Source organism: Stenotrophomonas sp. (assembly GCF_035634915.1).
Taxonomy (GTDB): domain Bacteria; phylum Pseudomonadota; class Gammaproteobacteria; order Xanthomonadales; family Xanthomonadaceae; genus Stenotrophomonas.
In genome coordinates this window covers 247,000-273,578 of the sequence record NZ_DASQCB010000018.1, presented here as the reverse complement: position 1 = coordinate 273,578, position 26,579 = coordinate 247,000, and the positions used below count along the sequence as shown (strand labels likewise).

The window sequence follows — 26,579 nt, the reverse complement described above, 5'->3', positions numbered from 1 at the left end:
GGAAATGGGGTCAGCCCAGCAGCTTGCGCACCTTGGTCAGTGCGGTCATGAAGCGCTCGATCTCGGCGTGGGTGTTGTAGAACGCCAGCGAGGCACGGCAGGTGGCGGCGACGCCGTAGTACTGCAGCAGCGGGTGGGCGCAGTGCTGGCCGGAACGCACGGCCACGCCTTCCAGATCGAGCAGGGTGGCCAGATCGTGGGAGTGCGCGCCGTCGATCAGGAACGAGACGACGGCTGCCTTGTCCGGCGTGGTGCCGAAGATGCGCAGGCCTTCGATCTTCTGCAGTTCCTCGGTGAAGTGCGCCAGCAGTTCCGCCTCGCGTGCTTCCACGTGCTCCAGCCCAAGGCCGTCCAGGTAATCGGCGGCCACGCCCAGGCCGATGAAGCCGGCGATGTTCGGGGTGCCGGCTTCAAACTTGTGCGGGGCGTCGTTGAACACGGTGCCGTCGAAGCTGACTTCCTTGATCATCTCGCCACCGCCGAGGAACGGCGGCATGGCGTCGAGATGTTCGCGGCGTGCCCACAGCGCGCCGGTGCCGGTCGGGCCGCACATCTTGTGCCCGGTGATGGCGTAGAAGTCGCAGCCGATCGCGGCCACGTCGACTTTGCGGTGCGGCACCGCCTGCGAACCATCGACCACGGTGACGATGCCGCGCTTGCGCGCTTCACGGCAGATCTCGCGCACCGGGTTGACCGTGCCCAGCACGTTGGAGACGTGGGCCACGGCCAGCAGCTTGACCTCGGGGGTCATCGCCTTGCGCAGCGCGTCCAGGTCCAGCGCGCCATCGGGGGTGATCTCGGCCACGCGGATGGTCGCGCCGGTGCGCTGGGCGACCAGCTGCCACGGCACGATGTTGGCATGGTGTTCCATGCGCGAGACCAGGATGACATCACCGGCCTTCAGCCGCGGCAGCGCCCACGAGTACGCCACCAGATTGATGGCGAAGGTGGTGCCGCTGCACAGCACCAGCTCGTTGCTGCGCACGTTGAGGAAGCGGGCCAGCTTGTTGCGCGCGCCCTCGTAGGCGTCGGTGGCCTCGGTGCCCAGCGCGTGCACGGCACGGCTGACGTTGGCGTTGTAGCGGCGGTAGAACTCGTCCACCGCGCCGATCACCTGCACCGGCTTCTGGCCGGTGTTGGCGTTGTCGAAATACACCAGCGGCTTGCCGTGCACTTCGCGCATCAGCAGCGGGAAGTCGAGGCGGACGCGGTCCCAGTCCGGCGTGCCGGCAGGGCTTTCGATCGGGCGCGGCGTGGACAGGTTCATGCCACACCTGCCTCGGCCAGGGCCTTGTCCAGGCGGCGCGCCAGCTGCTCGCGCAGGGCCTCGGGCAGCACCTTCAGCGGCTCGTGGCAGAACGCGGCACTCAGCAGCGCCTGTGCCTGCGGCTGCGGCAGGCCGCGCGAACGCAGGTAGAACAGCGCGTTGGCATCGAGCTGGCCGACGGTGGCACCGTGGGCGGCCTTCACTTCGTCAGCGTCGATCACCAGTACCGGCTGGGTGTCGATCTCGGCGTCGGCCGACAGCAGCAGGTTCTTGTTGGACAGGTTGGCGTCGGTGCCGTCGGCGCCTTCGCGGATCTGGATGCCACCATGGAACACCACGCGGCTGCGGTTGGCGGCCACGCCGCGCCACAGCAGCTCGCTGCTGGTATCGCGGGCGATGTGGTCGATGCCCAGGCGGGTATCGACGTGGCGGCGGCCATTGCCGAGCAGCACGCCGTTGGCGGTCAGCTGGGCGTTGTCACCTTCCAGGCGCACGTTCAGTTCGTGGCGGCTGAGCGCGGCGCCCAGTTCCAGGTCGACGCGGTGGTACTGGGCATCGCGTGCCAGCACCGCATCGGTACGCAGGAAACTGGTCTGGCGCGCGCTGCCAGCCTGCACGCGGGCGTGCTTGAGCACCGCATCGCGGGCGACGTGGGCATGCAGCACGGTGTTGTCCAGGTGCGCCGAGTCGCCCACGCTGAAGCGGTGCTCGACCACGCCCAGGCTGGCGCCGGCACGCAGTTCGATCAGGTGGCGGTGGTGCCAGGCCAGGTCGGTCTCGCCGGCCACGCTGGCGAACACCAGCTGCAGCGGCACTTCGACCTGCACGCCTTCGTCCACGCGCAGCACCACGCCTTCATCGGCCAGCGCGGCATTCAGGCGGGCGAACACTTCGTCGCTGCGCTCGTAGCGGCGGCCGAGGAAACGCGCGGCATCCTCACCGGCGGCCAGCGCCGAGGACAGCGGTTCCAGCTGCACGCCGGCCGGCAGGCCGTGGGTGTCGCTGAGCGCGTCGCTGAGGCGGCCGTTGACGAACACCAGGCGCGGCGCCGGGATGTCTTCCAGCACCGCTGCATCCAGCACCGGCGGCGACAGCGGCGCGGCGGCGAAGGCACGGCGCTCCAGCTGGCGCAGCGAGGTGTACTTCCAGGCTTCGCTGCGGGCGGCCGGCAGGCCATCGCGCAGCACGGTGTCGAGCACTTCGCGGCGCGCATCGCTGCCGCAGAAGGCCTGGGCCATCGAGTCGAGCAGGGCGCTCATCAGACCGCCGCCTCGCGCACCACGCGATCCTTGAGGAAATCGTAGCCGTGCGCTTCCAGCTCCAGGGCCAGTTCCGGGCCACCGGTCTTGACGATGCGGCCATCGGCCAGCACGTGCACCACGTCCGGCTTGATGTAGTCCAGCAGGCGCTGGTAATGGGTGATGACCAGGAACGAACGGTCGGCCGCGCGCAGCGCGTTGACGCCGTCGGCCACGCTCTTCAGCGCGTCGATGTCCAGGCCCGAATCGGTTTCGTCGAGGATCGCCAGCTTCGGCTCGAGCACGGCCAGCTGGAAGATCTCGTTGCGCTTCTTCTCGCCACCGGAGAAGCCTTCGTTGACGCCACGGTGCAGCAGTTCATCCTTCAGGTGCAGAACGGCCAGCTTCTGCCGCACCAGCTTCAGGAACTGCATGGAATCCAGTTCGTCCTGGCCGCGCGCCTTGCGCTGGGCATTCAGGGCTGCGCGCAGGAAGTAGGTGTTGTTCACGCCCGGGATTTCCACCGGGTACTGGAAGGCCAGGAACAGGCCGGCGGCGGCGCGCGCTTCCGGATCCCGGTCGAGCAGGTCGCTGCCTTCGAACTGCACGCTGCCTTCGGTCACTTCATAGCCGTCACGGCCGGCCAGGACATTGCCCAGGGTGGACTTGCCGGCGCCGTTGGGGCCCATGATGGCGTGCACCTGGCCGGGCTTCACTTCCAGCGACAGGCCCTTGAGGATTTCCTTGTCGCCGATGCGGGCGTGGAGGTTTTCGATCTTCAGCATGGTGGGGATTTCCGTGGGGCGGGCCGCGGCCCGCCGATAAAGAGAATGCGTTTGCGAGGGGCAGGGGCGGGCGGTCAGCCCACCGAACCTTCCAGCGAGACTTCCAGCAGCTTCTTGGCTTCCACCGCGAACTCCATCGGCAGTTCGCGGAACACCTGCTTGCAGAAGCCGTCGACGATCATCGACACCGCGTCTTCCTGGCTGATGCCACGGGCGCGGCAGTAGAACAGCTGGTCGTCGGAGATCTTCGAGGTGGTGGCCTCGTGCTCGACGGTGGCGCCCGGGTTCTTCACCTCGATGTAGGGGAAGGTGTGGGCACCGCACTGCTTGCCGATCAGCAGCGAATCGCACTGGGTGTAGTTGCGCGCGCCATCGGCGTTGCGGTCGACCTTGACCAGGCCGCGGTAGGTGTTCTGGCCGCGGCCGGCGCTGATGCCCTTGCTGACGATCTTGCTCTTGGTGCGCTTGCCGACGTGGATCATCTTGGTGCCGGTGTCGGCCTGCTGGCGGTGATGGGTCAGCGCCACCGAGTGGAACTCGCCCACCGAATCGTCGCCCAGCAGCACGCAGGACGGGTACTTCCAGGTGATCGCCGAACCGGTCTCGACCTGGGTCCAGGTGACCTTGCTGCGCGCACCACGGCATTCGGCACGCTTGGTGACGAAGTTGTAGATGCCGCCCACGCCGTTCTCGTCGCCCGGGTACCAGTTCTGCACCGTGGAGTACTTGATCTCCGCATCTTCCAGCGCGACCAGCTCGACCACCGCAGCGTGCAGCTGGTTCTCATCGCGCATCGGCGCGGTGCAGCCTTCCAGGTAGGAGACGTAGGCCTTGTCCTCGCACACGATGAGGGTGCGCTCGAACTGGCCGGTGTGGCCGGCGTTGATGCGGAAGTAGGTGCTCAGTTCCATCGGGCAACGCACGCCCTTGGGAATGAACACGAAGCTGCCATCGGAGAACACCGCCGAGTTGAGCGCGGCGAAGTAGTTGTCGCCCACCGGCACCACGGTGCCCAGGTACTGGCGCACCAGCTCCGGGTGTTCCTTGATGGCCTCGGACATCGAGCAGAAGATGATGCCCTTCTCGGCCAGTTCCTTGCGGAAGGTGGTACCGACGGACACCGAGTCAAACACCGCGTCCACCGCCACGCCGGCCAGCTTGGCACGCTCGTGCAGCGGCACGCCCAGCTTGTCGTAGGTGTCCAGCAGTTCCTTGGGCACGTCATCCAGCGAGGCGTACTTCGGGCCCTTCGGCGCGGAGTAGTAGCTGAGCGCCTGCAGGTCGATCGGGGCGATCTGCAGCTTGGCCCAGTTCGGCATCGGCATGGTCAGGAAGTGGCGGTAGGCGTCCAGGCGCCACTGCGTCATCCATTCCGGCTCCTCCTTCTTGGCCGACAGGGCACGGATGGTGTCCTCGTCCAGGCCCGGCGGCAGGGAGTCCGATTCGATCTCCGTGATGAAGCCGGCCGAATACTTGCGGCCGAGCTGCTCATGGATCTCGCGGTTGGGGGTGTCGTCGTGGGCGACGGTTTCAATGGTTTCGGTGGCCATGGGGGGGCTGCCTACGGATCAGGAGACGACATCGACAGCGATGCTGCGGCGCTGTTCGTCATCGACAAGGGGAAGGGGGGGCAGGATCTGGGCAAGGGTGACATCGCGCAGGGCCTCGGAGACCACGTCGTTGATCAGCCGCCAGCTGCTGCGCGCGCCGCACTTGGGCGCCATGCCGCACTGGTGGTGGTCGTGGCTGCATTCGGTCAGGGCCAGCGGCCCTTCCATGGCTTCGACCACTTCAAAGAGCGAGATCTCGATGGGCGGGCGGGTCAGCCGGTAGCCGCCGCGGACACCGCGCAGGCCCTCGACCAGGCCGGCCTGGGCCAGCGGCTTGAGCACCTTGCTGACGGTCGGCGGTTCCAGACCGGTGAATTCGGCCAGCTCGGTCGCACTGAGTACTTCGCCCGGGCGGGCGGCGAGTACGGTCAGCACGACGGTGGCGTAATCGGTGAGTTTGGTGACGCGCAACATGGGGGATGCGAGTGGTTCTTAAAGCGGACTGAAATTGTACGCTTTTCTTCGCCAGCATCCAACCCGGCCATTCAGCCGGCGCTCGGGGCGGTCGTCGGCCGACCGGGATCTACGCACCGGGGCGACCGGGGCGACATGCTGCGGCATGGGGGCTGTTTTCGCAATCACCCGTAATGGGTGAGAATCAGGGCTCCTTTCGCTGCAGACCTCACCTTGCCGATGCCCAAGAAGATCCAAGCCCGCAAGTCCGCCATCCATGGCAACGGCGTGTTCGCCGTGGCCCCGATCAAGCAGGGCGAGCGCGTGATCCAGTACAAGGGCCTGCTGCGCAGCCACGGCGACGTCGATGCCGACGACAGCGGCGACGTGGAAAGTGGCCATACCTTCCTGTTCACCCTCAACGATGACTGGGTGATCGACGCCAACTACAAGGGCAACGACGCACGCTGGATCAACCACAGCTGCGACCCGAACTGCGAGGCGGTGATCGAGGAAGACGAGGACGGCGACAGCCGTGGCGACAAGGTCTTCATCGAAGCGCTGCGCGATATCAGTGCCGGCGAGGAGCTGACCTACAACTACGGCATCGTGCTGGCCGAGCGCCACACCGCCAAGCTGAAGAAGATCTGGGAGTGCCGCTGCGGTTCGCCCAAGTGCACCGGCACGATGCTGCAGCCCAAGCGCTGACCGGTATTTGTAGAGTCGAGCATGGCTCGACTTTACAGGTCCGCCTCCACCTGCCGTGCACGGCAGGGTCACCGCCGTGCAATGGCCTTCGGCCGACCCTGTGGACTCCTCATCTTCTGGAGTACACGCCATGGCGCAGCGTCTGAGCGGCAAGCAGGTTGCCATCCTCGCCACCCACGGCTTTGAACAGTCCGAACTGATCGAACCCAAGCATCTGCTGGAAGCGCAGGGTGCGACGGTCACCGTGGTTTCCCCTGCGAAGGAGGCCAGCATCAAGGGCTGGAAGGACAAGGACTGGGGCGGCTCGGTGGCCGTTGACCTGCCGCTGGACGAGGCCGATGCCGGGCGCTTCGATGCGCTGCTGCTGCCCGGCGGGGTCATCAACCCCGACGCCCTGCGCACCGATGAGGCCGTACTCGACTTCATCCGCAGCGTGGCGGACGCCGGCAAGCCGGTCGCGGCGATCTGCCATGGTCCCTGGCTGCTGATCAACAGCGGGCTGGCCAAGGGGCGCGAGGTGACCTCGTGGCCGTCGCTGCAGCAGGACCTGGCCAATGCCGGTGCACGCTGGCGCGATGCCGAGGTGGTGGTGGATGGAAACCTGATCACCAGCCGCAAGCCGGACGATATTCCGGCATTCAGCAATGCGGTGGTCAAAGCCTTGGCCGCGTGATGCATTGCTGGTAGTGCCGGCCAGCGGCCGGCACTACTCTTATTTGCCGAGAAGGCCGGCCGGCACCAGGCTGCCCAGGTTCTGGTTGAAGGTGACCACCAGCTTGCCGTTCTTCACCTGGGCCGACTGCACCTGCAGAGCACCCAGCACGCCGGCCACGGCGGGGTCGAGCTTGTAGATGGGCTCGCGGCGCGCGTAGTCGCTCAGCGCGGCATTGAGCAGGGTGCGGGTGCGCGAATCGAGGCGGCCGCCCTGGCTGGCCGGGGTGAAGTCATCCACGGTCGGTTCCTGCAGGTGGAAGCCCTGGGTCTGCGCGTCGTAGCGCAGGCCGCTGCTGAGCTTCACCTTGCCCAGGTTGGTGGGATTGCCACCAGCGGTGGCCAGGGCCAGGTCCATGCCCAGGTTCAGGCGCTCGCCGGCCGGGAGGCTCAGCTGGGGGTGGCTCATGGTCAACGCGATCAGGCCGCCCAGTGCGTCCTGCGTGCGCGGGAAGCTGCCGTCCAGATACTGCTGTACGTCGCTGGCGCCGACGGACAGTTCGCGCCCGCTGATCGAGGGCGCGGCCTGTGCACCGATCGCCGCGGCGATCAACACGGTGGACGCAGCAAGGCGGGTCATCAGGGAGCGCAGGCGCATGGCAGTGGCCGGGGGGATGAATGAGGCCTACAGAGTAGCTTTGCCCGCTGAATCCTGCGTGCATGACGCGGCGGCGGTTCAGTCCAGCGTTGGCTGCAGCTGCGCCGACTGGATCTGCCAGCCCTGGCCGTCGGCACGCGGTTGCACGCGGTACCACCCGTGGTAACGGAACTGGCCTTCACCGGTGGACGCACGGATCCGCACCGGCACCTCCAGCAACCGCGGTGGCTGCTGCGCATCGCGTGGCACCGCCGGGTCGCTGTCCAGGCGAAGGTTGCGCACGTCCGGCAGCAGGCGCAGCACGGCATCATCGGCACGCCGCGCATCGGGCGGGGCGATGGCCCAGGCGTCGTCGATGCCGGCCTGATTGCCGTTGAGGAGGTCCAGCACGTAGCGGTTGAGCAGGCGCGCGGGGGATTCGCCGCCGGCAGCCACCGCGCCATACAGCGGGTCGATGCCCAGCTCGGCGACGGCGGGGGCTTCGTCGCTCACAACGGGGGCGCGCGCATCGGCGTCGCTCCGCCGGTCACCGGGGCGCGTCAGCGCCGATGGATCGGGCGGGGGCGGGTTGGAGCAGCCGAGTACGGCCAACGATGCAGCCAACAGCAGGATGGTACGCATGTCTGCCTCCTCCCCGAGGCGACCTGGAGAGGGGCAGTGTATCGGCTGGGCGGGGATCAGCGCGATGCGGGCAGCTGTTCCAGTGCATCCAGCGCGGGCAGCACCTGTGCCGCGACCGCTGCCAGCGCGTGGCCGTCGGTGTCGGCATGGCGCTGCACGATGTCGCGCAGCAGCTGGGTGGCGACCACCAGGGTGGCGCGCTCATCACCGCTCAGGCCGGCAGTGCGCGGGGCCGATTCCAGCAGGCGCATCAGGTCGCGGCTGGCGCGGTGTTCCAGTTCGATGGTGCAGCGCCCGGTGCACGGGTGCCCGTCCTTTTCAATCGGGGTCACCGAGATCCGGTAGCGGGTGGAGGGGCTGGCCATGAGGAGGTGCTCGCCTGGGTGTGGAGGAATGGTCCCACCATAGGCAAGGCGGCGGCTGGCGGCGATGGCCGGGGCTGCACGCAGTGTTCCACCCGGTTCGTTCCGGGAAGCAGAAGCCGGGGCGCAGCCAAGGCTGGCGCGGGTGTCGGCGGGGCAGTGCGGGTGCGGAAACGCTGTGTTGCGGTTTGCGTTGGGGGCATCCGATTGTGCCCAGACAAAAACGGGACGGCCTGCGCCGTCCCGTCGGAAGCTGCCGTTGGGCGCGCGCTTAGAGCGCGGCGTCCTTGAGCTTCTTGAGCGGGCGCACCTTCAGCTTGGTGGTGGCCGGCTTGGCAGCAAACCACTGCTCTTCCTTGGTGAACGGGTTGATGCCCTTGCGCTTCGGCTTGGCCGGCACATTGACGGTGGAGATCTTCAGCAGGCCCGGCAGGGTGAAGGAGCCTGCACCCTTCTTGTGGACCGAGGAAGCAACAGCGCTTTCCAGCGAGGCCAGCACCGCGCGCACGTCCTTGGCGACAACGCCGGACGCTTCAGCGATGTGTGCAACCAGGCCCGACTTGGTCAGCACTTCCTTGATCGGCTTCGGAGCGGCCGGCTTGGCGGCAGCCTTCGTCGCGACTTTCTTCACTGCCTTTTTCGGGGCAGCCTTCTTAGCGGTCTTTGCCATGGTTTCCTGTTCCGTGAACGGTTGGTTGTGTGGTCGGCGCCGAACCCCGTCGGCAAGCGCAATGTAGGGCAACTCTCGAGCGCCGCCAATAGCCCGGAGCGCTGAAAGTGCATGTTTTTTCATATCCAGGCCGATTCAGTACATGTCCGGACGCGGTCAAACAGGGCCTGCGCTGCACTGCGCAAGACACGCGGCCGATCATGAAAAGTGCGCGAAACCCCTGAAAACAAGAGGAAAATTCGTTTCGCGCTGGCCAGGAAGTGTCCACCGGGACTGGCCCCGGACAGCGGCATGCCCTGCGACGGGGCGACGCAGGGCTAACGCGTGCCGTGCGAGGGTGGCCGTTCATCACCGCCACGCAGGAGCAGCACATGGGAATCTCGCGACACGCCACCGCGCACTGGGAAGGGGACCTCAAGTCGGGCAAGGGTCAGTTGAGCACGCCGCAGAGCGGGCTGCTGGACAAGACCCGCTATGGTTTCAACAGCCGCTTTGGCGATGAGAAGGGCACCAACCCGGAGGAACTGATCGCCGCCGCGCATGCCGGCTGTTTCACCATGGCGCTGTCAGCCAAGCTGGGTGACGCCGGGTTTACACCGACCTCGCTGGATACCGAAGCCAAAGTCGATCTGTCGATGGAGGGCGGTCCGCAGCTGTCGCAGATCCGGCTGAAGGTGAAGGCCGTGGTGCCGGGCATCGATGCCGCCCAGTTCCGCGCGATTGCCGATGATGCCAAGCAGAACTGTCCGGTATCCAAGGCGCTGAGCGCGGTGCCGATCAGCCTGGAAGCCGAGCTGGGCTGAGGGGCTGCGACCCTGTAGAGCCGAGCCCGCGCCCGGCTGAGGCAGCGACCGCGATCTGGCCGAAGAACAGCCGAGCGTGGGCTCGGCTCTACAACCCATCACCTACCAATCAAGGGTGCCGCTGATCACCGTCTGCACCTGGCCACCGGACCACACCTCGCCGTCCTCATCCACGCGCAGGGTCAGCCGCGCATCGTGGCCGACCTCGCGGCCCTGGCTGACTTCATACGGTTCGCGGCCGCGCGGCAGCACGCCACGCAGGTCCAGCCAGGCTGCCAGCACGGCGTTGGCCGCACCCGAGGCGGCATCCTCGAAACGCCGGCCGTTGCCGACGAAGGCGCGCACGGCCAGGTCGAACCCCTCGCTGCCATCGCTGAAGGCATAGGCAAACACGCCCATGCTGTCGGTGGATTCGGCCAGCGTGGCGACAGCATCCCAGTCCGGCTGCAGTGCGCGCAGTGCGCCTTCATCGGCCACCTGTACCACCCACCAGCTGCGCCCGCCCTGCATGCGTGCCGGTGGCAGTTCGCCCAACGGCCAGCCGTGCAGTGCCGCCTGCAGACGGGGATCATCGGCCTGTACGGTTTCGGCCAGCTGCGCGCGCGGGGTGCGGATGGCGATGCGCTGCCCGGCGCCTTCGCCGATCACCTGCAGCGGCAGCGCACCGGCGATGCCGTCCTGCACCAGCACGCCATCGACCGGCGCGGCCAGGCCGGCCTGAAGTACCGCGTGGGCGGTGCCGACGCTGGGGTGGCCGGCGAACGGGACCTCTTTCTGTGGGCTGAACATGCGCAGGCGGTAGCTGCTGCCAGTGGTCTGCGGCGCGAACACGAAGGTGGTTTCCGGCAGCCGGGTCCAGCGCGCGATGGCCTGCATGGTGGTGTCGTCCAGGCCTTCGGCGTCGAGCACCACGGCCAGCGGATTACCGGCGCCGGCGCGCGGCGAGAACACATCCAGTTGCAGGAAACGGCGTGCGGACATCGGGGAAAGCTCCAGATTCAGATAGCGCGCAGCTTAGCGCGCCGATGTAGAGCCGAGCCCATGCTCGGCTGTGTCGGGGCATGAGAAGCAGCAGCCGAGCGTGGGCTCGGCTCTACATCCAGCGGATCTGGCCGTCGATCACTGGCTGCACCTGGCCGCCGATCCACACCGTGCCTTCTGCATCGACGCGGACGTGGACATGGCCGTCGCGGCCGACTTCGCGGCCCTGGCTGGCCACATAGGTAGCGCTGCCACCGGGCAGGGCGCCACGCTCGCGCAGCCAGGCGCCGATCAGCGCATTGGCGCTGCCAGTGACCGGGTCTTCGGGAACGTTCACCGCATCGCCGGGGCAGAACGCGCGCACCACGCGGCTGTGTCCCGCGGCGCTTTCATCGGCGAACACCGCTACGCCGGTCGCGCCGGTGGCATTGGTCCAGTCGCGCAGGGCGGCCATGTCCGGGGCCAGGCCGCGTACGGCGGCGGCATCGCGCAGCGGCAGCAGCCACCAGCGCGGGCCGTTGTCCCACAGCTCGGGTGGCTGGCCGCCCGCGGCCAGCGCCTGCAGTGGTTCCGGCACCGCGCCGGGGGCAGTCTGCAGGCGGCATGCCGGCGGGCTGGCCAGTTCGATGTGCGGGGCATCGGCGGCACCGCTCACCCGCACCGGCAGCAGCCCTGCTGCGCACTGCTGGACCAGCGCGCCGTCGCGCGGCGTGGCCAGGCCGCAGGTCACCGCCGCCCAGGCCGCACCCACGCTGGGGTGGCCGGCAAAAGGCAGCTCGCTGCCGGGGGTGAAGATGCGGATGTGGTAATCGGCACCGGCGACGCTGGGCTGCAGGAAGAACACCGTCTCGGACAGATTCAGCCAGGCGGCCAGGGCCTGCATGCGCCCGGCCGACAGCCCGTCGGCGCCCAGTACCACGCCCAGCGGGTTGCCGCTGCCGGGCTGGTGGGCGAAGACATCAAGCTGCAGGTAGCGGAAGGCGGCCATCGGCGGGTCCATTGGGCTTAGAATCGAAGGTTCCGCCCCCTCGGGCGGCTCCCCCACATTACACATAGCCTATCCATGTCAGCTTCCCCCCTTGTCGATCGTTGGATCGTACTGAAGTTCGGCGGCACCTCGGTGTCGCGTCGCCACCGTTGGGACACGATCGGGAAGCTGGCGAAAAAACGCGCGGAAGAGACCGGTTCGCGCGTGCTGGTGGTGGTCTCGGCGCTGTCCGGGGTCACCAACGAACTGACCGCGATCGCCGATGGCGCGCCGGACAGCCGCGACCGCGTGGCCGCCCTGGTCGAACGCCATGAGGGCTTCCTGGCCGAACTGGGCCTGGGCCGCGAGGTGCTGGGCGAACGCCTGGCCGCCCTGCAGGGCCTGCTGGATGACCCGCGTGCGGCCACCCGCCCGCTGGAATGGCAGGCCGAAGTGCTGGGCCAGGGCGAACTGCTGTCCTCGACCCTGGGCGCGGCCTACCTGCACGCCTCGGGCCTGGACATGGGCTGGATGGACGCCCGCCAGTGGCTGGATGCGATGCCGCCGCAGCCCAACCAGAGCGACTGGTCGCAGCGCCTGTCGGTGAACTGCCAGTGGCGCGCCGATGCGGAGTGGATGCAGCGCTTCCGCGCGCAGCCGACCCGCCTGCTGATCACCCAGGGCTTCATTTCCCGCCATGCCGACGGCGGCACCGCCATCCTCGGCCGCGGCGGCTCGGATACCTCGGCGGCGTACTTCGGCGCGCTGCTCGGCGCCAGCCGCGTGGAAATCTGGACCGACGTGCCGGGCATGTTCAGCGCCAACCCCAAGGACGTGCCGGACGCGCGCCTGCTGACCCGCCTGGACTATTACGAAGCGCAGGAAATCGCCACCACCGGCGCCAAGGTGCTGCACCCGCGCTCGATCAAGCCGTGCCGCGATGCCGGCGTGCCGATGGCCATCCTCGATACCGAGCGCCCGGAACTGCCGGGCACCAGCATCGATGGCAGTGCCGCACCGGTGCCGGGCGTGAAGGCGATCAGCCGCCGCAACGGCATCGTGCTGGTGTCGATGGAAGGCATCGGTATGTGGCAGCAGGTCGGCTTCCTGGCCGATGTGTTCGGGCTGTTCAAGAAGCACGGCCTGTCGGTGGACCTGATCGGTTCGGCCGAAACCAACGTCACCGTGTCGCTGGACCCGTCCGAGAACCTGGTCAACACCGATGTGCTGGCCGCGCTGTCGGCCGATCTGTCGCAGATCTGCAAGGTCAAGGTGATCGTGCCGTGCGCGGCCATCACCCTGGTCGGCCGTGGCATGCGTTCGCTGCTGCACAAGCTGTCGGACGTGTGGGCCACCTTCGGCCGCGAGCGCGTGCACATGATCTCGCAGTCGTCCAACGACCTGAACCTGACCTTCGTCATCGACGAGGCCGATGCCGATGGCCTGCTGCCGATCCTGCACGCCGAGCTGATCGACAGCGGCGCGATGCCGGTGGAAGAGACCGAAGTGTTCGGCCCGCGCTGGCGCGAGATCGCTGGCACCGTGCGCCCGCGTGGCACGCCGTGGTGGCGTGGCCAGCGTGCGCACCTGCTGCAGCTGGCTGACGCCGGTACGCCGCGCTACGTCTACCATCTGCCGACCGTACGTGCCCGCGCCCGTGCGCTGGCCGCGATCAAGCCGATCGACCAGCGCTACTACGCGATCAAGGCCAACAGCCACCCGGCCATCCTGCAGCTGCTGGAAGCCGAAGGCTTCGGCCTGGAATGCGTTTCGCACGGCGAGCTGAAGCACGTGTTCCAGCACCTGCCGGAACTGTCGCCCAAGCGCGTGCTGTTCACCCCAAGCTTCTGCCCACGCAGCGAGTACGAAGCCGCGTTTGCGCTCGGCGTCACCGTCACCGTGGACAACCTGGAAGCGCTGCAGCGCTGGCCAGACCTGTTCCGCAACCGCGAAATCTGGCTGCGCGTGGACCTGGGCCGTGGCGAGGGCCACCATGCCAAGGTCCGCACCGGCGGCAAGGATTCCAAGTTCGGCCTGCCGATGGCGCGCGTGGACGAGTTCGTGCGCACCGCCACCGATCTGGGCACCCGCGTGGTCGGCCTGCACGCGCACCTGGGCAGCGGCGTGGAAACCGCGCAGCACTGGCGCCTGATGTGCGATGAGCTGGCCGGTTTCGCCCGCCGCATCGGTAGCGTGGAGACCATCGACATCGGTGGTGGCCTGCCGATTCCGTACAGCGAGGAAGACGAGCCGTTCGACCTGGACGCCTGGGCCGCAGGCCTGGCCGAAGTGAAGGCGCTGCACCCGGCGTTCCGCCTGGCGATCGAGCCGGGCCGCTACCTGGTGGCCGAATCGGGCGTGTTGCTGACCCATGCCACCCAGGTGGTGGAAAAGGACGGCGTGCGCCGCGTTGGCCTGGATGCCGGCATGAACACGCTGATGCGCCCGGCCCTGTACGACGCCTGGCACGACATCGAGAACCTCAGCCGCCAGGGCGGTTACGCCGAGGCAGCATTCGATGTGGTCGGCCCGATCTGCGAGTCCAGCGATGTGTTCGGCAAGCGCCGCAAGCTGCCGGTGTCGACCGCGCCGGACGACGTGATGCTGATCGCCGACGCCGGTGCCTACGGCTACGTGATGTCCAACACCTACAACCAGCGGGCGATGCCGCGCGAAGACGTGATCGAATGATCGCTGCCCTTCGCGCCCTGCACCCGCCCACCGACACGTCCTGCGCCTTCGCGCGGGACGTGCCTGACCGCGCTTGAACTGGATTCACCATGACTGCTTTCGATAAACACCAGGTTTCCCGCTTCCGCTTCGTCCGCTGCGAGTTCGCCGCGGATACCGGCGTAGCCAGGCTGGTCTACGCCTTCGACGATGGCCCGGAGATGGTGGAAACCATCACCGTGCCCGGCGCGCCGTTCGTTCTGGACGAGGCGCGCGCGGCCGCCGTGCAGCGTGCGCTGCAGCTGCTGCACCTGATCGCCGGCGTCAGCTACTACAAGGCAGGCGTACCGGAAACGGTCAGCATCGACAGCTATGCGATCGATGCCGATACCGCGGCGCTGGTGGAAACGGTCTACCTCAACGGTTTGGGAGAATTCGCCTACCGCAACGGCCTGAACCTGCGCGGGCGTTTCCGCCTGCCAGTGCAGGGCGAGGCGGTGCAGGCGCCGGCACTGGGCCTGCAGCCGCACGCGCTGGTGGCCATCGGCGGTGGCAAGGATTCGCTGGTCAGCATCGAAGCGCTGCGCCGTGCCGGCGTGGACGAGACGGTGACCTGGATCGGCGGTTCGCAGCTGATCCGCGCCTGTGCCGAGCGCACCGGCCTGCCGACCCTGAACCTGGGCCGCGCGCTGGCGCCGGAGCTGTTCGAGCTGAACCGCCAGGGCGCGTGGAACGGGCATATCCCGGTGACCGCGGTGAACTCGGCGATCATGGTGCTGGCCGCGCTGCTGCAGGGCGTGGACCAGGTGGTGTTCTCCAACGAGCGTTCGGCCAGCTACGGCAGCCAGATTCCAGGCACTGGCGAAGTGAACCACCAGTGGTCCAAGGGCTGGGCGTTCGAGCAGGCCTTCGGCAACCACGTGCAGAAGCAGGTGGCCGCCGATCTGCAGTACTACTCGCTGCTGCGCCCGATGTCGGAGCTGGCGGTGGCCCGCCAGTTCGCCAAGAGCGATTTCTACGACGCGCATTTCTCCAGCTGCAACCGCAACTTCCACATCCTCGGCGAGCGCCCGGTGAACCGCTGGTGCGGCGTCTGCCCGAAGTGCCACTTCGTGTTCCTGGCGCTGGCCCCGTTCATGCCCAAGACCCGCCTGGTGCGCATCTTCGGTCGCAACCTGCTGGACGACGCCGGCCAGGCCGGTGGCTTCGATGCGCTGCTGGAGTTCCAGGACCACAAGCCGTTTGAATGCGTGGGCGAAGGCCGCGAATCGCGTGCGGCGATGGCCACCCTGGCGCAGCGCCCGGAATGGAAGGAAGACGTGCTGGTGAAGCGCTTCTGCAACGAGATCCAGCCGCAGCTGGATGCCGCTGAACTGGAACTGGCACCGCTGCTGCAGCTGCAGGGCGAGCACCGCATTCCGGCCGCGCTGTGGGAACGTGTGCGTGAAGATTTCACAGCTTGAAGGAAAGCGCGTTGCGCTGTGGGGCTGGGGTCGTGAGGGCCGTGCGGCGTTTGCCGTGCTGCGCGCGCGCCTGCCTGCGCTGGCCCTGAGCCTGTTCTGCCCGGCCGCCGAGGCCGAGGCGGCGCGCGCAGAAACGCAGGGGCAGCTGGACGTGCGTGGCGAGCCCTCGGCGGAGGCGCTGGCCGCGTTCGACGTGGTCATCAAGTCGCCCGGCATCAGCCCCTACCAGCCGATCGCGCTGGCGGCGGCAGGGCAGGGCACCGCCTTCATCGGCGGCACCGCGCTGTGGTTTGCCGAGCACGCGGCTGAAGATGGCATCGTGCACGACACCGTGTGCGTGACCGGCACCAAGGGCAAGAGCACCACCACCGCGCTGGTGGCGCACCTGCTGCGTGCGGCCGGCCACCGCACCGGTCTGGTCGGCAACATCGGCCTGCCGCTGCTGGAGGTGCTGGACCCGCAGCCCGCGCCCGACTACTGGGCGGTGGAACTGTCCAGCTACCAGACCGGCGAAGTGGCGCGCAGTGGCGCCCGCCCGCAGGTGGCGGTGGTGCTGAACCTGTTCCCGGAACACCTGGACTGGCACGGCAGCGAGCAGCGCTACATCGAGGACAAGCTGCGGCTGGTGACCGAGGCCGCGCCACGCATCGCCGTGCTCAACGCCGCCGATCCGCATCTGGCTTCGCTCTCGTTGCCTGACAGCGACGTGGTCTGGTTCAACCAGCCGCAGGGCTGGCACATGCGCGGCGACATCGTGCACCGTGGCGAGCAGCCCGTATTCGATACCCGCAACACGCCGCTGCCGGGCCGCCACAACCGCGGCAACCTGTGCGCGGTGCTGGCCGCGCTGGAAGCGCTGGGCCTGGATGCCGTGGCGCTGGCACCGGCAGTGCAGGATTTCCGCCCGCTGCCCAACCGCCTGCAGCGCATCGGCGCGGCCGCTGGCCTGACCTACGTCAACGATTCGATCAGCACCACGCCGCACGCCAGCCTGGCCGCGCTGGAATGTTTCGCCGGCCAGCGCATTGCGCTGCTGGTGGGCGGGCACGACCGTGGCCTGGACTGGAGCGACTTCATGCAGCACATGGCGCACGATGTGCCGCCGGTGGAGATCGTGACCCTGGGCAGCAACGGCCCGCGCATCCACGCGATGCTGCAGCCGCTGGCCGATGCCGGCCGCTTCGGCCTGCATGCTGCCGGCGACCTGCCCGAGGCGATGGCGCTGGCACGTGCGGCGCTGGGTGCGCAGGGCGGGGTGGTGCTGCTGTCGCCGGGCGCGCCGAGTTTTGGTGCCTATCGGGATTACGTGGCGCGCGGTCGCCACTTCGCCGAACTGGCCGGGTTCGACCCGGACAGCATCAGCGCGATTCCGGGCCTGGGCATCGGCTGATCCACGAGAAAGGGCGTGCGGTAGTGCCGGCCGTTGGCCGGCAACCTCTGCAGAACCCATCCACGCATGGCGTGGATCTACCGGGGGTGGATGTACCATGCAGGCCTCCCCGGACGGACCCGGACGCCCGCATGTGCACCTTCATCACCGTGTTCCTGCCCACCACGCTGGCCCACGATACGGCTGCTGCGATCTTCACCTGCAGCGGCCGTCGCCTGTTCGCACAGGCATCGCCCAGCCTGCAGGCCGCGGTCGGGCCCGGCTGGCAGCCGTGGCTGAGCGCCGCGCACTGCGATTGCGGTACCGCGCTGGCGTCGGCGCGGGCCGAGCCGGAATGGAAGGGTGATGCCGAACGCTGGCGGAAGAAGGGCTGGAGCGAGGCCAAGATCGCCCGCGCGCTGGCCGGGCAGCTGGCGCATTTCGAGCAGGAACGACAGGCGCGCCAGAGCGAAGGCCTGGCCGATGCCGGGCAGTGGTTGCTGCGCATTGATGCCCTGCTGCAGACTGGCGCGGCGCGGATTGGGTTGCTGGTACGCGACTACGACGGCGCGGTGGGCGCCCGGCAGCCGCCACCGCCGGAATGTCATTGGTCGCGGGGCCAGCTGGCCGCAGCGGATCTGCTGGCGCTCGCGCCGGGCACGTTGCATTGGATCGAGCGCGGGTGAGAGCGCGTGACCCCCATCCACGCATGGCGTGGATCTACTCGATGAACCTGTAATCGCGGTCGATCAGGTCCTGCAGGTAGGCATCGAAGCTCGGCGCGATGACCGCATAACTGTCCGGATCATGCAGGTAGCGCACCACCTGGCCGACGCTGCCGCCCGGTGCCGGGTCGAAATCCAGGTACAGCATCGAAGTGCCACCGTTGTTCATGCAGTGCGAGAAGCACAGGCGGCGGCTCATCGGCAGATCGCCGTCGATGCCGTCGCCGAGAATCTCCGGCTCGTCGTCCAGCCATTCCTCGTAGATGGACCGGATGCTGTCGTCCCACTGCCGCTGGTCGTCGAAGATCTGCGCGACCGAGCGCAGGTAGTAGGGGTACCCGCCGCCCTCGACATCCGAACCCAGCATCAGCACGCAGACCTCGCCACCGGGATACTTGCGGAAGTGCGTGCCATCGACCCAAGACAGCAATGCCAGCAGGCTGTCCGGCACCTGCGGCCATTGCGCGCGCAGGCGCTGCAGATCCTCGGTGCTGGCGCCCTGGACGTGCGCCCATTGCGCCGCGTCCTCGGCCGGCAGGCGCGGGACAAGGCCAGACAGAAAGCGATCAACAAGATTCATGAAAAAAAGGGACGGAGGGGATTAAGTCGTATCCAACCACACCTGCGTCACGTCGCCAATGCAGAATGCGACCCGGGAGGGTGTTCTGCGACTTAATCCCCTCCGTCCCCTTTTTTCACTGGAGCAGGCGCATGAACCGTTGGCGGTGTGGTGTGGCGATGGTGCTGGGGCTGGCGGCGATGCCGGCCTGGGCGGCGATGAAGACCCAGACGGTGGAGTGGAAGCACCAGGGCACGACCTTCAGTGGCGTGCTGGTCTATGACGACGGCGACAACGACAGGCGCCCGGGCCTGGTGATGGTGCCCAACTGGAAGGGCGTGAACGCGTCGGCCATCGAGAAGGCCAAGCAGCTGGCCGGCGATGACTACGTGGTGCTGGTGGCCGATGTGTACGGCAAGGGCGTACGGCCGAAGACCGATGCCGAGGCGGGCCCGGTGGCGACCAAGCTGCGCAACGACCGGCCGCTGCTGCGTGCGCGTGCGCTGGAAGCGGTGAATGTACTCAAGGCCCAGGCCGGCAAGGCGCCGCTGGATGCCAGCCGGATCGGGGCAGTGGGCTTCTGCTTCGGCGGCACCACGGTGCTGGAACTGGCCCGTGCCGGTGCGCCGCTGGCCGGCGTGGTCAGCCTGCATGGCGGGCTGGGCTCGCCGCTGCCGGCGCAGGCCGGTGGCAGCCATCCCTCGGTGCTGGTGCTCAACGGCGCCGACGACAAGAGCGTGACCGCTGAGGACATCGGCAGCTTCCAGAAGGAGATGGACGCGGCCAAGGTCGATTGGGAATTCACCAACTACAGCGGCGCGGTGCACTGCTTCGCCGAGCGCGATGCCAACAGCCCGCCGGGCTGCCAGTACAACGAACGGGCTGCCAAACGCGCGTGGAAGGCGCTGGATGAGTTCTTCGAGGAGCGGTTCATGTAGCGTGTAGCGTCGAGCCATGCTCGACTGTTGAAGGCGTGCCGACCAAGGTCGGCACCTACCGGTGCTTCTGTGCCGACCGAGGTCGGCACCTGCCGGCTGTTGTGGGTGCCGACCGTTGGTCGGCGCACCTTCACCGGTCAATGCGAGCGCTGCACCGCGTAGCGGGCCAGCCCGCGCAGGGCGGCAACCGCATCGTTGTCGCCAAGGCCGTCGAGCGCGCGCTCGGCGGCTTCGGCGTATTCCTCGGCACGGCGGCGGCTGTAGTCCAGGCCACCCGTGGCGTGGATGGCGGCCAGCACTTCCGGCATGGCCGAGGCGTCGCCGTCCTGCACGATGCTGCGCAGGCGCTCGCGGGTGGCGTCGTCCGAATGGGCCATCGCGTGGATCAGCGGCAGGGTGGCCTTGCCTTCGGCCAGATCGTCGCCCAGGTTCTTGCCCAGTTCCTCGGCATTGGCCGAGTAGTCCAGCACGTCGTCGGCAATCTGGAAGGCGTAGCCCAGGTGCATGCCGTAGTCGTACAGGGCCTGCTGGGTGGCTTCGTCCACGCCGCTGGCCAGCGCGCCCAGGCGGGTGCCGGCAGCGAACAGCACCGCGGTCTTGCGTTCGATCACGCGCAGGTAGGCCGCTTCGTCGGTGTCCGGGTTATGCACGTGCAGCAGCTGCAGTACTTCGCCTTCGGCGATGCGGTTGGTGGTGTCGGCCAGGATCTGCATGACCGGCATGCGGTCCAGTTCCACCATCAGCTGGAAGCTGCGCGAATACAGGAAGTCACCCACCAGCACGCTCGGCGCGTTGCCCCACAGGGCATTGGCGGTGCTGCGGCCGCGCCGCAGGCTGGATTCGTCCACCACGTCGTCGTGCAGCAGGGTCGAGGTATGGATGAACTCGATGATCGCCGCCAGCTGGTGGTGCTCCGGGCCGGCCTGGCCGACCGCGTGGCCGGCCAGCATCACCAGCATCGGGCGCAGGCGCTTGCCGCCAGCGGAAATGATGTGGTCGGCGATCTGGTTGATCAGTACGACGTCCGAAGACAGCCGGCGGCGGATCAGGGCATCGACGGCGGCCATGTCGGCTGCGGCAAGCGACTGGATCTGGGGCAGGCCCAGGGCGGGGCGGGTGTCTTCGGTGATGGTCATGCGATCAGGCTTTCAGGCTCGCCGCCAATTATAGGGTCTGGCCGTGAAATCGGGCGGAACTTGGCAGGACGGGCCATTTCGCGGGCCGTTGGCCGGCCCCGCGGCGTGAATACGTATGCAGGCAGCGCCATGCCCCGGAAGCCACCGCTAAGCTTGCCGGAGTTGGTTTTCGGCCCGCTGCCGGTGGGTCCCGCATGCCCGGAGGGGGGCTGTCGATGTCGCACAATCCATGGTGGCGCGGAGCCGTCATCTACCAGATCTACCCGCGCAGCTACCTCGACGCCAGCGGCGACGGGGTCGGCGACCTGCCGGGCATCATCCAGCGCCTGGACCACATCGCGGCGCTGGGCGCCGATGCGATCTGGATCTCGCCGTTCTTCAAATCGCCGATGGCCGATTTCGGCTATGACATTGCCGACTACCGCGACGTCGACCCGCTGTTCGGCAGCCTGGAGGATTTCGACCGCCTGCTGGCCAAGGCGCACGGCCTGGGCCTGAAGGTGATGATCGACCAGGTGCTCAGCCATACCTCGCTGGAGCATGCCTGGTTCCGCGAGAGCCGCCAGGACCGCAGCAACCCCAAGGCCGACTGGTACGTGTGGGCCGACCCGCGCGAAGACGGCACCCCGCCCAACAACTGGCTGTCGCTGTTCGGTGGCGGTGCCTGGCAGTGGGAGCCGCGCCGCGAGCAGTACTACCTGCACAACTTCCTGGTCGACCAGCCGGACCTGAACTTCCACAACCCGGACGTGCAGCAGGCCACCCTGGACAACGTGCGGTTCTGGCTGGACCGCGGCGTGGACGGCTTCCGCCTGGACGCCATCAACTTCTGCTTCCACGACGCGCAGCTGCGCAATAACCCGCCCAAGCCGGCGGACAAGCGCGTGGGCCGTGGCTTCAGCCCGGACAACCCGTACGCCTACCAGTACCACTACTACAACAACACCCAGCCGGAAAACCTGCCGTTCCTGGAGCAGCTGCGCGCGCTGCTGGACGAGTACCCGGGGGCGGTGAGCCTGGGCGAGATCTCCTCGGAGGACTCGCTGGCCACCACCGCCGAGTACACCCAGGATGGCCGCCTGCACATGGGCTACAGCTTCGAGCTGCTGGTGGACGACTACAGCGCGGCCTATATCCGCGATACGGTCTCGCGCCTGGAAGCGGTGATGACCGAGGGCTGGCCGTGCTGGGCCGTGTCCAACCATGACGTGGAACGGGCCGTGAGCCGCTGGGGCGGCCGCCCGTCCGACCCGCGCCTGGCCCGCATGCTGGTGGCGATGCTGTGCTCGCTCCGCGGTTCGGTCTGCCTGTACCAGGGCGAGGAGCTGGGCCTGGCCGAGGCCGAGGTGGCCTTCGAGGACCTGCAGGACCCCTACGGCATCACCTTCTGGCCGAACTTCAAGGGCCGCGACGGCTGCCGTACCCCGCTGCCGTGGACCGACGCCCCGCTGGCCGGCTTCACCACCGGCAAGCCCTGGCTGCCGATCCCGGCCGAGCACCGGGCGGCGGCCGTGGCCGTGCAGGACACCGACCCAAGTTCGGTCCTGGCGGCCTTCCGGGCCTTCCTGGCCTGGCGGCGGACCCAGCCGACCCTGCAGCACGGGGACATCCGTTTCCTGGACAGTGCCGAGCCAGTGCTGCTGTTCGAGCGTATGCTTGCAGATGAAACCCTCCTGCTGGCCTTCAACCTGTCGGCCGAGGCGGTCAGCCACCCGCTGCCGGCCGGTACCTGGCAGCAGGTGGCCGTACCGGGCCCGGATGCGGGCACGGTCGAGGGCAACGAACTGCGGCTGCCGCCGCGCGCGGTGTATTGCGCACGACGCAGCTGACCGATTTCTCCGGTGGCGGTACTTGCGGGGACGGGGCCGAAGCGCCCCGTCCCTTTTTTGTGGGTGGCTGTTGGCCGTCACTTTCCAACTATTGGAATGGAACCGGCCGGGATGGGCGTGGACACTGGTGGCCCCTACATGGTGGACCTCCGATGCGTTCCTTTGCTTCCCTGACCCGAGTGTTGTTGCTGGCAGTGGCGCTTTCCGCTGCATGCCCCCTCTCCGCCACACCCATCGTGATCGTGGGGCCCGCGCTGGAGGATGCCTTTGAGGGGGCTGACGTGGTACCTGGCCTGAAGCAGCTGCTCGGGCCGGAGTACCTGGCGTTCCGGCGCAACTTCGATGAGTCGGCGGTGCCGGTGCCGTTGAAGGATGGGGGCCTGCTGCTTGATGGGTGGCGATTGGGATTTCCCTCACATCACGCAGCTGCCGTGGTGGTCTACCCCGATGGGACGCTGCATGCGGCCTACTACAACGCTGAAGATCGAGTGGTGCGGTACTTCTCCACATCGGGTGGACTTCAGCACCGCGCACTGCTGGTCTGGGCAAAGCGATTTGACCTGCCTCTGGATCAATCGCCTTCCCCTCACCGTTCTGTGGAAGAGACTCCCAGAGCATCCGTGCTGGCAGTGCCGAGTTTGGAAGAGCAGGCAGCCATGCGATCGGTGGCCGCCGCGATCTGGTCTGCCGAGCTGGCCTCGGGTTGGAACATGAATACCGAAGTGGGGCGCGTTCTCGGTGAGGCCACCAAGCAGATCATGGACTGCTCTGCCGCCTTCAGCCTCGTGCCAAAGCCTGCGGGCTGGGTGCCAGGTTGGGCGTATGTTGCGCAGACATCGGTCCAGATCGTCGCCTATGTCACGGGTGCGTCGGCGCATAGGGTCTACCGATCCTGTGTCATTGCTACCGCCAGTCGCCAGCGCTCGTTCATCGAGTTTGCCTCGGGCGGGTTCTGAGCACGGAGCGACGGCATCGTGTGGGAACTGCTGGGCCAGATTGTTTCCGTTGTCCTCAACAATGTGGGCCACGCGCTTGGCAGGTTCAGTGGTCGTGTCTTGCTGGCGCTGATGCTGGTCATTGCGATCAGCTGCGCCTTTCTCATCCCGTAATCTTCTGGCGGGCGCATCCACGCCATGCGTGGATGCATTCAGTAGATCCACGCCATGCGTGGATGCGGTGGCTGGAGCGGTGTCGATGCGCAAAAGAAAACCCGCTGCCTGCGCAGCGGGTTTCCGGTCCTGCTCCCCTTGTTGCGTCGCCGGGCATGGCCCGGCGCTACCGGTGGGGTGCCGGCCAGTGGCCGGCACTGCCGATCATGCTCAGAACTTGTAGTTCACGCCCAGCACGTAGGTGCGGCCCCACTCGATGTACTCCAGCGGGCGGTCCTTGGTGCCGGCATAGGTGCGGTACGGCTCGTTGGTCAGGTTGCTTCCCTGCAGCAGCAGGGTCAGGCCACGCATGGCGCTGCTGTCGCTGAAGGTGTAGCTGATCTGCGCATCGGTCACGTTCTCGCCCACCACGTAGCGCAGCGTGCGGTTGCCGTTGAAGTTGCCGATCTCACCGATGAAGTCCGAACGACGGCGCTGGCTCACGCGTGCTTCGAAACCGTTGCGCTCGAAGTAGGCGGTGAAGTTGTACACGCGGTCGGACAGGCCGGGCAGGCTGATCGGATCCGAACCCACGCTGGAGGCGCTTTCCGGGTCGAGGATCTTGATGTCGCTCTTGTTGAAGGTGGCGCTGGCCTGCACGCCGAAGCCACGCAGGCTCTCGGTCAGCATGTCCAGCGGGAACGATGCGGTCAGTTCCAGGCCCTTCAGCGTGCCGCCCTTGCCGTTTTCCGGGGTGGAGAACGTACCGGTGGTCAGCACCGGCACGGTCATGCCCGGCGGCGGCACGTAGCTGCCCAGCAGGTCGGTGAAGTCGTAGTCGTCCACCGACTGGGTGTAGACGTAGCTCTTCAGGTCCTTGTAGAAGATCGCGGCGGCCACGTAGGCCTTTTCACCGAAGTACTTCTCGTAGGACAGGTCGAGCGCAGTGGCACGCCACGGATCCAGCAGCGGATTGCCGCCGCTGCCGCCGGGCTTGCCGGTGGCGGTATCCACGCCGAATTCCAGGCCGGCACGCATCTGGTCCACGCGCGGGCGTGCGACCTGCTTGGCCGCGGCGAAGCGCAGCGTCTGCTGGTGCGGGAACATGAAGGCCAGGTTCAAGCTCGGCAGCCAGTCGTTGTAGGTCTTGCCGTTGGAATACGGCTGGATGTTGCTGCCGGCCGGCTGCGAGCTGTCCCAGTAGCGCGAATCCGAGCTCTGGTCGGTGTGCTGCATCTGCACGCCGATGTTGCCGCGCACGCCTACGTCACCGATGTCGGTATTGAGGTTCAGGCGCGCCCAGGCGGTGGTGATCTTTTCCTGCACGACCCACGACTTCGGGATCAGGTAATCGAGGTTGTCGACCGGATCGAAGGTCATGTAGCGGCCGACGGCCGCCGGCACGTTCCACGCCGGGATGTAACCGATGCCGGCAAAGCCCAGGTTGACCGGCGAGTACTGCAGGTCCGAGGCGATGTTGGCATCGCCCTGTGCGCCCAGCAGGATGTTGCCTTCGGACTGGGTCTTCACCTTGCGGCGGTCGGCGTAGTTCACGCCCACATCGATGTCCGGCGCCCACGAGGCGATGGCCTCGGGCAGGCCGATGGTCGCGGCCAGCTTGGCACCCTTCAGGCGGTCTTCCACCTGCGGCACCTTGCCGTAGCCGGAGCCGTAGATGGTGTTGGTCAGGAACAGCGCATCGGGGTTGGAGTAATCCAGGCCCGGGGTGATCTGCGAGAAGCCATTCGGGCGGATCTGCAGGCCGATGGTGTCCAGCTGCGGCATCGGTGTGAGCTGCAGGTTGTTTTCCAGGTTCAGCTCATCGCGCGTGGCCTTGGAGTAGTTCACATCGGCGACCAGCTTGACGCTTCCGAAGGTGAACTCGTTGTTCCAGCCGAACGCGTCGATCTTGTCCTTGCGCTTGTTGTACATGCCGCGCACCAGCGGGTACACGCCGCTGGCGGTGCCACCGGTGAAGGTGCCATCGGCATTGACCTGCGGGTTGCTGATCAGCAGGCCCGGGGTATAGCCACCGTTGTAGTTGCTCAGGTTGAGCTCGAACTGGTTGGCGGTGTCGATCTGCTCGGCTTCGGTGTGGAACGCATCGAAGGTGCTGGTCCAGGCGTTGTTCGGCCGGAACTGGATGGTGGCCATCACGCCGTCGCGCTTGTTGTTGCCGGTACGGCGCAGCGCCTTGATGCCATCGGAGAAGTAGGTACCCGCGGCCACGCCCGGACGATTGCCGTTGGTGGTCTGCTCGGTGGTCCACGGCTCGTACAGGCCGACCTGGTTTTCCTGGATCGGGTTGTCGCTGTGCGCGTAGCCGATCGAGATGCCCAGGGTCTTGTCGAAGAACTGGTCGATGTAGCTGGCGCTGAAGCGGTTGCCGAATTCATCGACGTTGGCGGCTTCGCCGAGCGAGCTCTTCTGCAGGCGGCCGCTGACGGCGATCACGCGGTCGGGGAAGCTGAGCGGGCGCACGGTCTGCATGTCGATGGTGCCCGACAGGCCCTGGCCGACCAGGGCGGCGTCCGGGGTCTTGTAGACGGTCACGCCGTTGACCAGTTCCGAGGGGTACTGGTCGAACTCGACGCTGCGGTTGTCGCCGGTGCTGACCACTTCACGCCCGTTGAGCAGGGTGGTGGCGAAGTCGGGCGACAGGCCGCGCACGCTGATGACCTGTGCACGGCCGGCCACGCGCTGGGCGGCCAGGCCGGGCAGGCGGCCCAGCGATTCGGCGATGCTCACGTCGGGCAGCTTGCCGATGTCTTCGGCCGAGATCGCTTCGACCACCGAGGTGGCGTCCTGCTTGATTGCGATGGCGTTCTCGATGCCGCGGCGGATGCCGGTGACCTGCACGGTGTCCAGGTTGGTGGCGGACTCGCCGGTGGTGGCGGTGTCGGTGGACTGCGTGGACAGTGCCGATGCCAGCGACGGCACCAGTACAACGGCCAGCGCCAGACTCAGCGCGGTGCGCTTGTGGTTCAACATTTTCCCCTCCCAGGCAATGTTGTAGAGCATCTTGTGGTCGTCCCGGCGGTGCCGTGGACGTGCGACGCGGTGGCCGCTGTCGTCGCCGCTATGGTAG

At 67.5% G+C, this 26,579-nt stretch carries 25 protein-coding genes; 11 read left to right on the top strand and 14 right to left on the bottom strand.

Annotated elements, in window-relative coordinates:
- Positions 1-10: 10 nt before the first annotated feature.
- From VER16_RS14240 to VER16_RS14220, 5 genes are all read right to left on the bottom strand, one after another.
- A complete protein-coding gene (locus VER16_RS14240; RefSeq protein ID WP_324809218.1) occupies positions 11-1,267 on the bottom strand; it encodes a cysteine desulfurase in 1,257 nt (418 codons plus the stop codon).
- The gene (gene sufD / locus VER16_RS14235; protein ID WP_108768073.1) at positions 1,264-2,526 is read right to left on the bottom strand and encodes a Fe-S cluster assembly protein SufD; all 1,263 of its coding nucleotides are present in this window, start codon (positions 2,524-2,526) and stop codon (positions 1,264-1,266) included. Before sufD ends, VER16_RS14240 begins: the two co-directional genes overlap by 4 nt.
- On the bottom strand, positions 2,526-3,290 hold the full coding sequence (sufC, locus tag VER16_RS14230; RefSeq protein ID WP_324809216.1) for a Fe-S cluster assembly ATPase SufC: 765 nt from the start codon (positions 3,288-3,290) through the stop codon (positions 2,526-2,528). Before sufC ends, sufD begins: the two co-directional genes overlap by 1 nt.
- Positions 3,291-3,364: 74 nt before the next feature.
- Entirely contained in the window at positions 3,365-4,840 is a 1,476-nt protein-coding gene (gene sufB, locus VER16_RS14225) for a Fe-S cluster assembly protein SufB (RefSeq protein WP_079220956.1), read from the bottom strand.
- Between the two features lie 18 nt (positions 4,841-4,858).
- Positions 4,859-5,314 (bottom strand): SUF system Fe-S cluster assembly regulator, encoded by a 456-nt coding sequence (locus VER16_RS14220; RefSeq protein ID WP_324809215.1) that lies wholly within the window; start codon positions 5,312-5,314, stop codon positions 4,859-4,861.
- A 219-nt stretch (positions 5,315-5,533) separates the two neighbouring features.
- Between VER16_RS14220 and VER16_RS14215 the strand changes: the two genes are divergently transcribed.
- Both VER16_RS14215 and VER16_RS14210 read left to right on the top strand, forming a co-directional pair.
- The gene (locus VER16_RS14215) at positions 5,534-6,001 is read left to right on the top strand and encodes an SET domain-containing protein (protein WP_324809213.1); all 468 of its coding nucleotides are present in this window, start codon (positions 5,534-5,536) and stop codon (positions 5,999-6,001) included.
- Positions 6,002-6,131: 130 nt separating this feature from the next.
- On the top strand, positions 6,132-6,674 hold the full coding sequence (locus VER16_RS14210) for a type 1 glutamine amidotransferase domain-containing protein (protein WP_324809211.1): 543 nt from the start codon (positions 6,132-6,134) through the stop codon (positions 6,672-6,674).
- 39 nt (positions 6,675-6,713) lie between these two features.
- On the opposite strand, the gene VER16_RS14205 is transcribed toward VER16_RS14210, so the two are convergent.
- The 4 genes from VER16_RS14205 to VER16_RS14190 all read right to left on the bottom strand — a co-directional run bounded on the left by VER16_RS14205 (position 6,714) and on the right by VER16_RS14190 (position 8,963).
- Positions 6,714-7,310 (bottom strand): DUF1439 domain-containing protein, encoded by a 597-nt coding sequence (locus VER16_RS14205; protein ID WP_324809209.1) that lies wholly within the window; start codon positions 7,308-7,310, stop codon positions 6,714-6,716.
- Positions 7,311-7,388: 78 nt separating this feature from the next.
- Complete coding sequence (locus VER16_RS14200; RefSeq protein ID WP_324809207.1) at positions 7,389-7,931, bottom strand: hypothetical protein; 543 nt, start codon at positions 7,929-7,931, stop codon at positions 7,389-7,391.
- A gap of 56 nt (positions 7,932-7,987) precedes the next feature.
- On the bottom strand, positions 7,988-8,296 hold the full coding sequence (locus VER16_RS14195; protein WP_324809205.1) for a DUF3861 family protein: 309 nt from the start codon (positions 8,294-8,296) through the stop codon (positions 7,988-7,990).
- Positions 8,297-8,564: 268 nt separating this feature from the next.
- Positions 8,565-8,963 carry an HU family DNA-binding protein gene (locus VER16_RS14190; RefSeq protein WP_108748848.1) on the bottom strand — a complete coding sequence of 133 codons (399 nt, stop codon included), beginning with the start codon at positions 8,961-8,963 and terminating at the stop codon, positions 8,565-8,567.
- A 371-nt stretch (positions 8,964-9,334) separates the two neighbouring features.
- On the opposite strand from VER16_RS14190, the gene VER16_RS14185 reads away from it, so the two are divergent.
- Positions 9,335-9,766 (top strand): OsmC family protein, encoded by a 432-nt coding sequence (locus VER16_RS14185; RefSeq protein ID WP_079220964.1) that lies wholly within the window; start codon positions 9,335-9,337, stop codon positions 9,764-9,766.
- A gap of 102 nt (positions 9,767-9,868) precedes the next feature.
- Here the strand turns inward: VER16_RS14185 and VER16_RS14180 are convergent, their stop codons facing one another.
- Both VER16_RS14180 and VER16_RS14175 read right to left on the bottom strand, forming a co-directional pair.
- Positions 9,869-10,747, bottom strand: coding sequence for a PhzF family phenazine biosynthesis protein (locus VER16_RS14180; RefSeq protein WP_324809200.1), 879 nt, complete (start codon positions 10,745-10,747; stop codon positions 9,869-9,871).
- A 112-nt stretch (positions 10,748-10,859) separates the two neighbouring features.
- Positions 10,860-11,735 (bottom strand): PhzF family phenazine biosynthesis protein, encoded by an 876-nt coding sequence (locus tag VER16_RS14175; protein ID WP_324809198.1) that lies wholly within the window; start codon positions 11,733-11,735, stop codon positions 10,860-10,862.
- A 75-nt stretch (positions 11,736-11,810) separates the two neighbouring features.
- Between VER16_RS14175 and VER16_RS14170 the strand changes: the two genes are divergently transcribed.
- The 4 genes from VER16_RS14170 to VER16_RS14155 all read left to right on the top strand — a co-directional run bounded on the left by VER16_RS14170 (position 11,811) and on the right by VER16_RS14155 (position 17,902).
- The gene (locus VER16_RS14170) at positions 11,811-14,405 is read left to right on the top strand and encodes a bifunctional aspartate kinase/diaminopimelate decarboxylase (RefSeq protein WP_324809196.1); all 2,595 of its coding nucleotides are present in this window, start codon (positions 11,811-11,813) and stop codon (positions 14,403-14,405) included.
- Between the two features lie 89 nt (positions 14,406-14,494).
- The gene (gene murL, locus VER16_RS14165) at positions 14,495-15,847 is read left to right on the top strand and encodes a UDP-N-acetyl-alpha-D-muramoyl-L-alanyl-L-glutamate epimerase (RefSeq protein ID WP_324809193.1); all 1,353 of its coding nucleotides are present in this window, start codon (positions 14,495-14,497) and stop codon (positions 15,845-15,847) included.
- Positions 15,828-17,237 (top strand): UDP-N-acetylmuramoyl-L-alanine--D-glutamate ligase, encoded by a 1,410-nt coding sequence (gene murD / locus VER16_RS14160; protein WP_324809191.1) that lies wholly within the window; start codon positions 15,828-15,830, stop codon positions 17,235-17,237. Before murL ends, murD begins: the two co-directional genes overlap by 20 nt.
- A 131-nt stretch (positions 17,238-17,368) precedes the next feature.
- Positions 17,369-17,902 (top strand): hypothetical protein, encoded by a 534-nt coding sequence (locus VER16_RS14155; RefSeq protein ID WP_324809188.1) that lies wholly within the window; start codon positions 17,369-17,371, stop codon positions 17,900-17,902.
- 34 nt (positions 17,903-17,936) lie between these two features.
- Here the strand turns inward: VER16_RS14155 and VER16_RS14150 are convergent, their stop codons facing one another.
- On the bottom strand, positions 17,937-18,521 hold the full coding sequence (locus tag VER16_RS14150) for an SMI1/KNR4 family protein (protein WP_324809186.1): 585 nt from the start codon (positions 18,519-18,521) through the stop codon (positions 17,937-17,939).
- Positions 18,522-18,652: 131 nt separating this feature from the next.
- Between VER16_RS14150 and VER16_RS14145 the strand changes: the two genes are divergently transcribed.
- Positions 18,653-19,438: a dienelactone hydrolase family protein gene (locus VER16_RS14145; RefSeq protein ID WP_324809184.1), complete on the top strand. Its 786-nt coding sequence runs from the start codon at positions 18,653-18,655 to the stop codon at positions 19,436-19,438.
- Positions 19,439-19,575: 137 nt separating this feature from the next.
- Here the strand turns inward: VER16_RS14145 and VER16_RS14140 are convergent, their stop codons facing one another.
- Complete coding sequence (locus VER16_RS14140) at positions 19,576-20,574, bottom strand: polyprenyl synthetase family protein (protein WP_324809182.1); 999 nt, start codon at positions 20,572-20,574, stop codon at positions 19,576-19,578.
- Positions 20,575-20,789: 215 nt separating this feature from the next.
- Here VER16_RS14140 and VER16_RS14135 point away from each other — a divergent pair, with 215 nt between their 5' ends.
- The 3 genes from VER16_RS14135 (at position 20,790) to VER16_RS14125 (ending at position 23,512) form a co-directional block, all read left to right on the top strand.
- Positions 20,790-22,403, top strand: coding sequence for an alpha-glucosidase family protein (locus VER16_RS14135; RefSeq protein WP_324809180.1), 1,614 nt, complete (start codon positions 20,790-20,792; stop codon positions 22,401-22,403).
- Positions 22,404-22,555: 152 nt separating this feature from the next.
- Positions 22,556-23,359, top strand: coding sequence for a hypothetical protein (locus VER16_RS14130; RefSeq protein ID WP_324809179.1), 804 nt, complete (start codon positions 22,556-22,558; stop codon positions 23,357-23,359).
- 18 nt (positions 23,360-23,377) lie between these two features.
- Positions 23,378-23,512, top strand: a complete 135-nt coding sequence (locus VER16_RS14125) for a hypothetical protein (protein WP_256643904.1) — start codon at positions 23,378-23,380, stop codon at positions 23,510-23,512.
- A 210-nt stretch (positions 23,513-23,722) separates the two neighbouring features.
- On the opposite strand, the gene VER16_RS14120 is transcribed toward VER16_RS14125, so the two are convergent.
- Positions 23,723-26,482: a TonB-dependent receptor gene (locus VER16_RS14120; RefSeq protein ID WP_324809175.1), complete on the bottom strand. Its 2,760-nt coding sequence runs from the start codon at positions 26,480-26,482 to the stop codon at positions 23,723-23,725.
- Positions 26,483-26,579: the final 97 nt, after the last annotated feature.

Bases quoted from the DNA above. Each gene is read 5' to 3' on its own strand.
- VER16_RS14240 (WP_324809218.1), bottom strand. From the start codon at position 1,267: ATGAACCTGTCCACGCCGCGCCCGATCGAAAGCCCTGCCGGCACGCCG.
- VER16_RS14210 (WP_324809211.1), top strand. From the start codon at position 6,132: ATGGCGCAGCGTCTGAGCGGCAAGCAGGTTGCCATCCTCGCCACCCAC.
- VER16_RS14200 (WP_324809207.1), bottom strand. From the start codon at position 7,931: ATGCGTACCATCCTGCTGTTGGCTGCATCGTTGGCCGTACTCGGCTGC.
- VER16_RS14135 (WP_324809180.1), top strand. From the start codon at position 20,790: ATGTCGCACAATCCATGGTGGCGCGGAGCCGTCATCTACCAGATCTAC.
- VER16_RS14150 (WP_324809186.1), bottom strand. From the start codon at position 18,521: ATGAATCTTGTTGATCGCTTTCTGTCTGGCCTTGTCCCGCGCCTGCCG.
- VER16_RS14195 (WP_324809205.1), bottom strand. From the start codon at position 8,296: ATGGCCAGCCCCTCCACCCGCTACCGGATCTCGGTGACCCCGATTGAA.
- VER16_RS14175 (WP_324809198.1), bottom strand. From the start codon at position 11,735: ATGGCCGCCTTCCGCTACCTGCAGCTTGATGTCTTCGCCCACCAGCCC.
- VER16_RS14130 (WP_324809179.1), top strand. From the start codon at position 22,556: ATGCGTTCCTTTGCTTCCCTGACCCGAGTGTTGTTGCTGGCAGTGGCG.
- sufC (WP_324809216.1), bottom strand. From the start codon at position 3,290: ATGCTGAAGATCGAAAACCTCCACGCCCGCATCGGCGACAAGGAAATC.
- VER16_RS14140 (WP_324809182.1), bottom strand. From the start codon at position 20,574: ATGACCATCACCGAAGACACCCGCCCCGCCCTGGGCCTGCCCCAGATC.
- sufB (WP_079220956.1), bottom strand. From the start codon at position 4,840: ATGGCCACCGAAACCATTGAAACCGTCGCCCACGACGACACCCCCAAC.
- VER16_RS14155 (WP_324809188.1), top strand. From the start codon at position 17,369: ATGTGCACCTTCATCACCGTGTTCCTGCCCACCACGCTGGCCCACGAT.
- VER16_RS14220 (WP_324809215.1), bottom strand. From the start codon at position 5,314: ATGTTGCGCGTCACCAAACTCACCGATTACGCCACCGTCGTGCTGACC.
- VER16_RS14215 (WP_324809213.1), top strand. From the start codon at position 5,534: ATGCCCAAGAAGATCCAAGCCCGCAAGTCCGCCATCCATGGCAACGGC.
- VER16_RS14190 (WP_108748848.1), bottom strand. From the start codon at position 8,963: ATGGCAAAGACCGCTAAGAAGGCTGCCCCGAAAAAGGCAGTGAAGAAA.
- VER16_RS14145 (WP_324809184.1), top strand. From the start codon at position 18,653: ATGAACCGTTGGCGGTGTGGTGTGGCGATGGTGCTGGGGCTGGCGGCG.
- murL (WP_324809193.1), top strand. From the start codon at position 14,495: ATGACTGCTTTCGATAAACACCAGGTTTCCCGCTTCCGCTTCGTCCGC.
- VER16_RS14185 (WP_079220964.1), top strand. From the start codon at position 9,335: ATGGGAATCTCGCGACACGCCACCGCGCACTGGGAAGGGGACCTCAAG.
- sufD (WP_108768073.1), bottom strand. From the start codon at position 2,526: ATGAGCGCCCTGCTCGACTCGATGGCCCAGGCCTTCTGCGGCAGCGAT.
- VER16_RS14180 (WP_324809200.1), bottom strand. From the start codon at position 10,747: ATGTCCGCACGCCGTTTCCTGCAACTGGATGTGTTCTCGCCGCGCGCC.
- VER16_RS14205 (WP_324809209.1), bottom strand. From the start codon at position 7,310: ATGCGCCTGCGCTCCCTGATGACCCGCCTTGCTGCGTCCACCGTGTTG.
- VER16_RS14170 (WP_324809196.1), top strand. From the start codon at position 11,811: ATGTCAGCTTCCCCCCTTGTCGATCGTTGGATCGTACTGAAGTTCGGC.
- VER16_RS14120 (WP_324809175.1), bottom strand. From the start codon at position 26,482: ATGTTGAACCACAAGCGCACCGCGCTGAGTCTGGCGCTGGCCGTTGTA.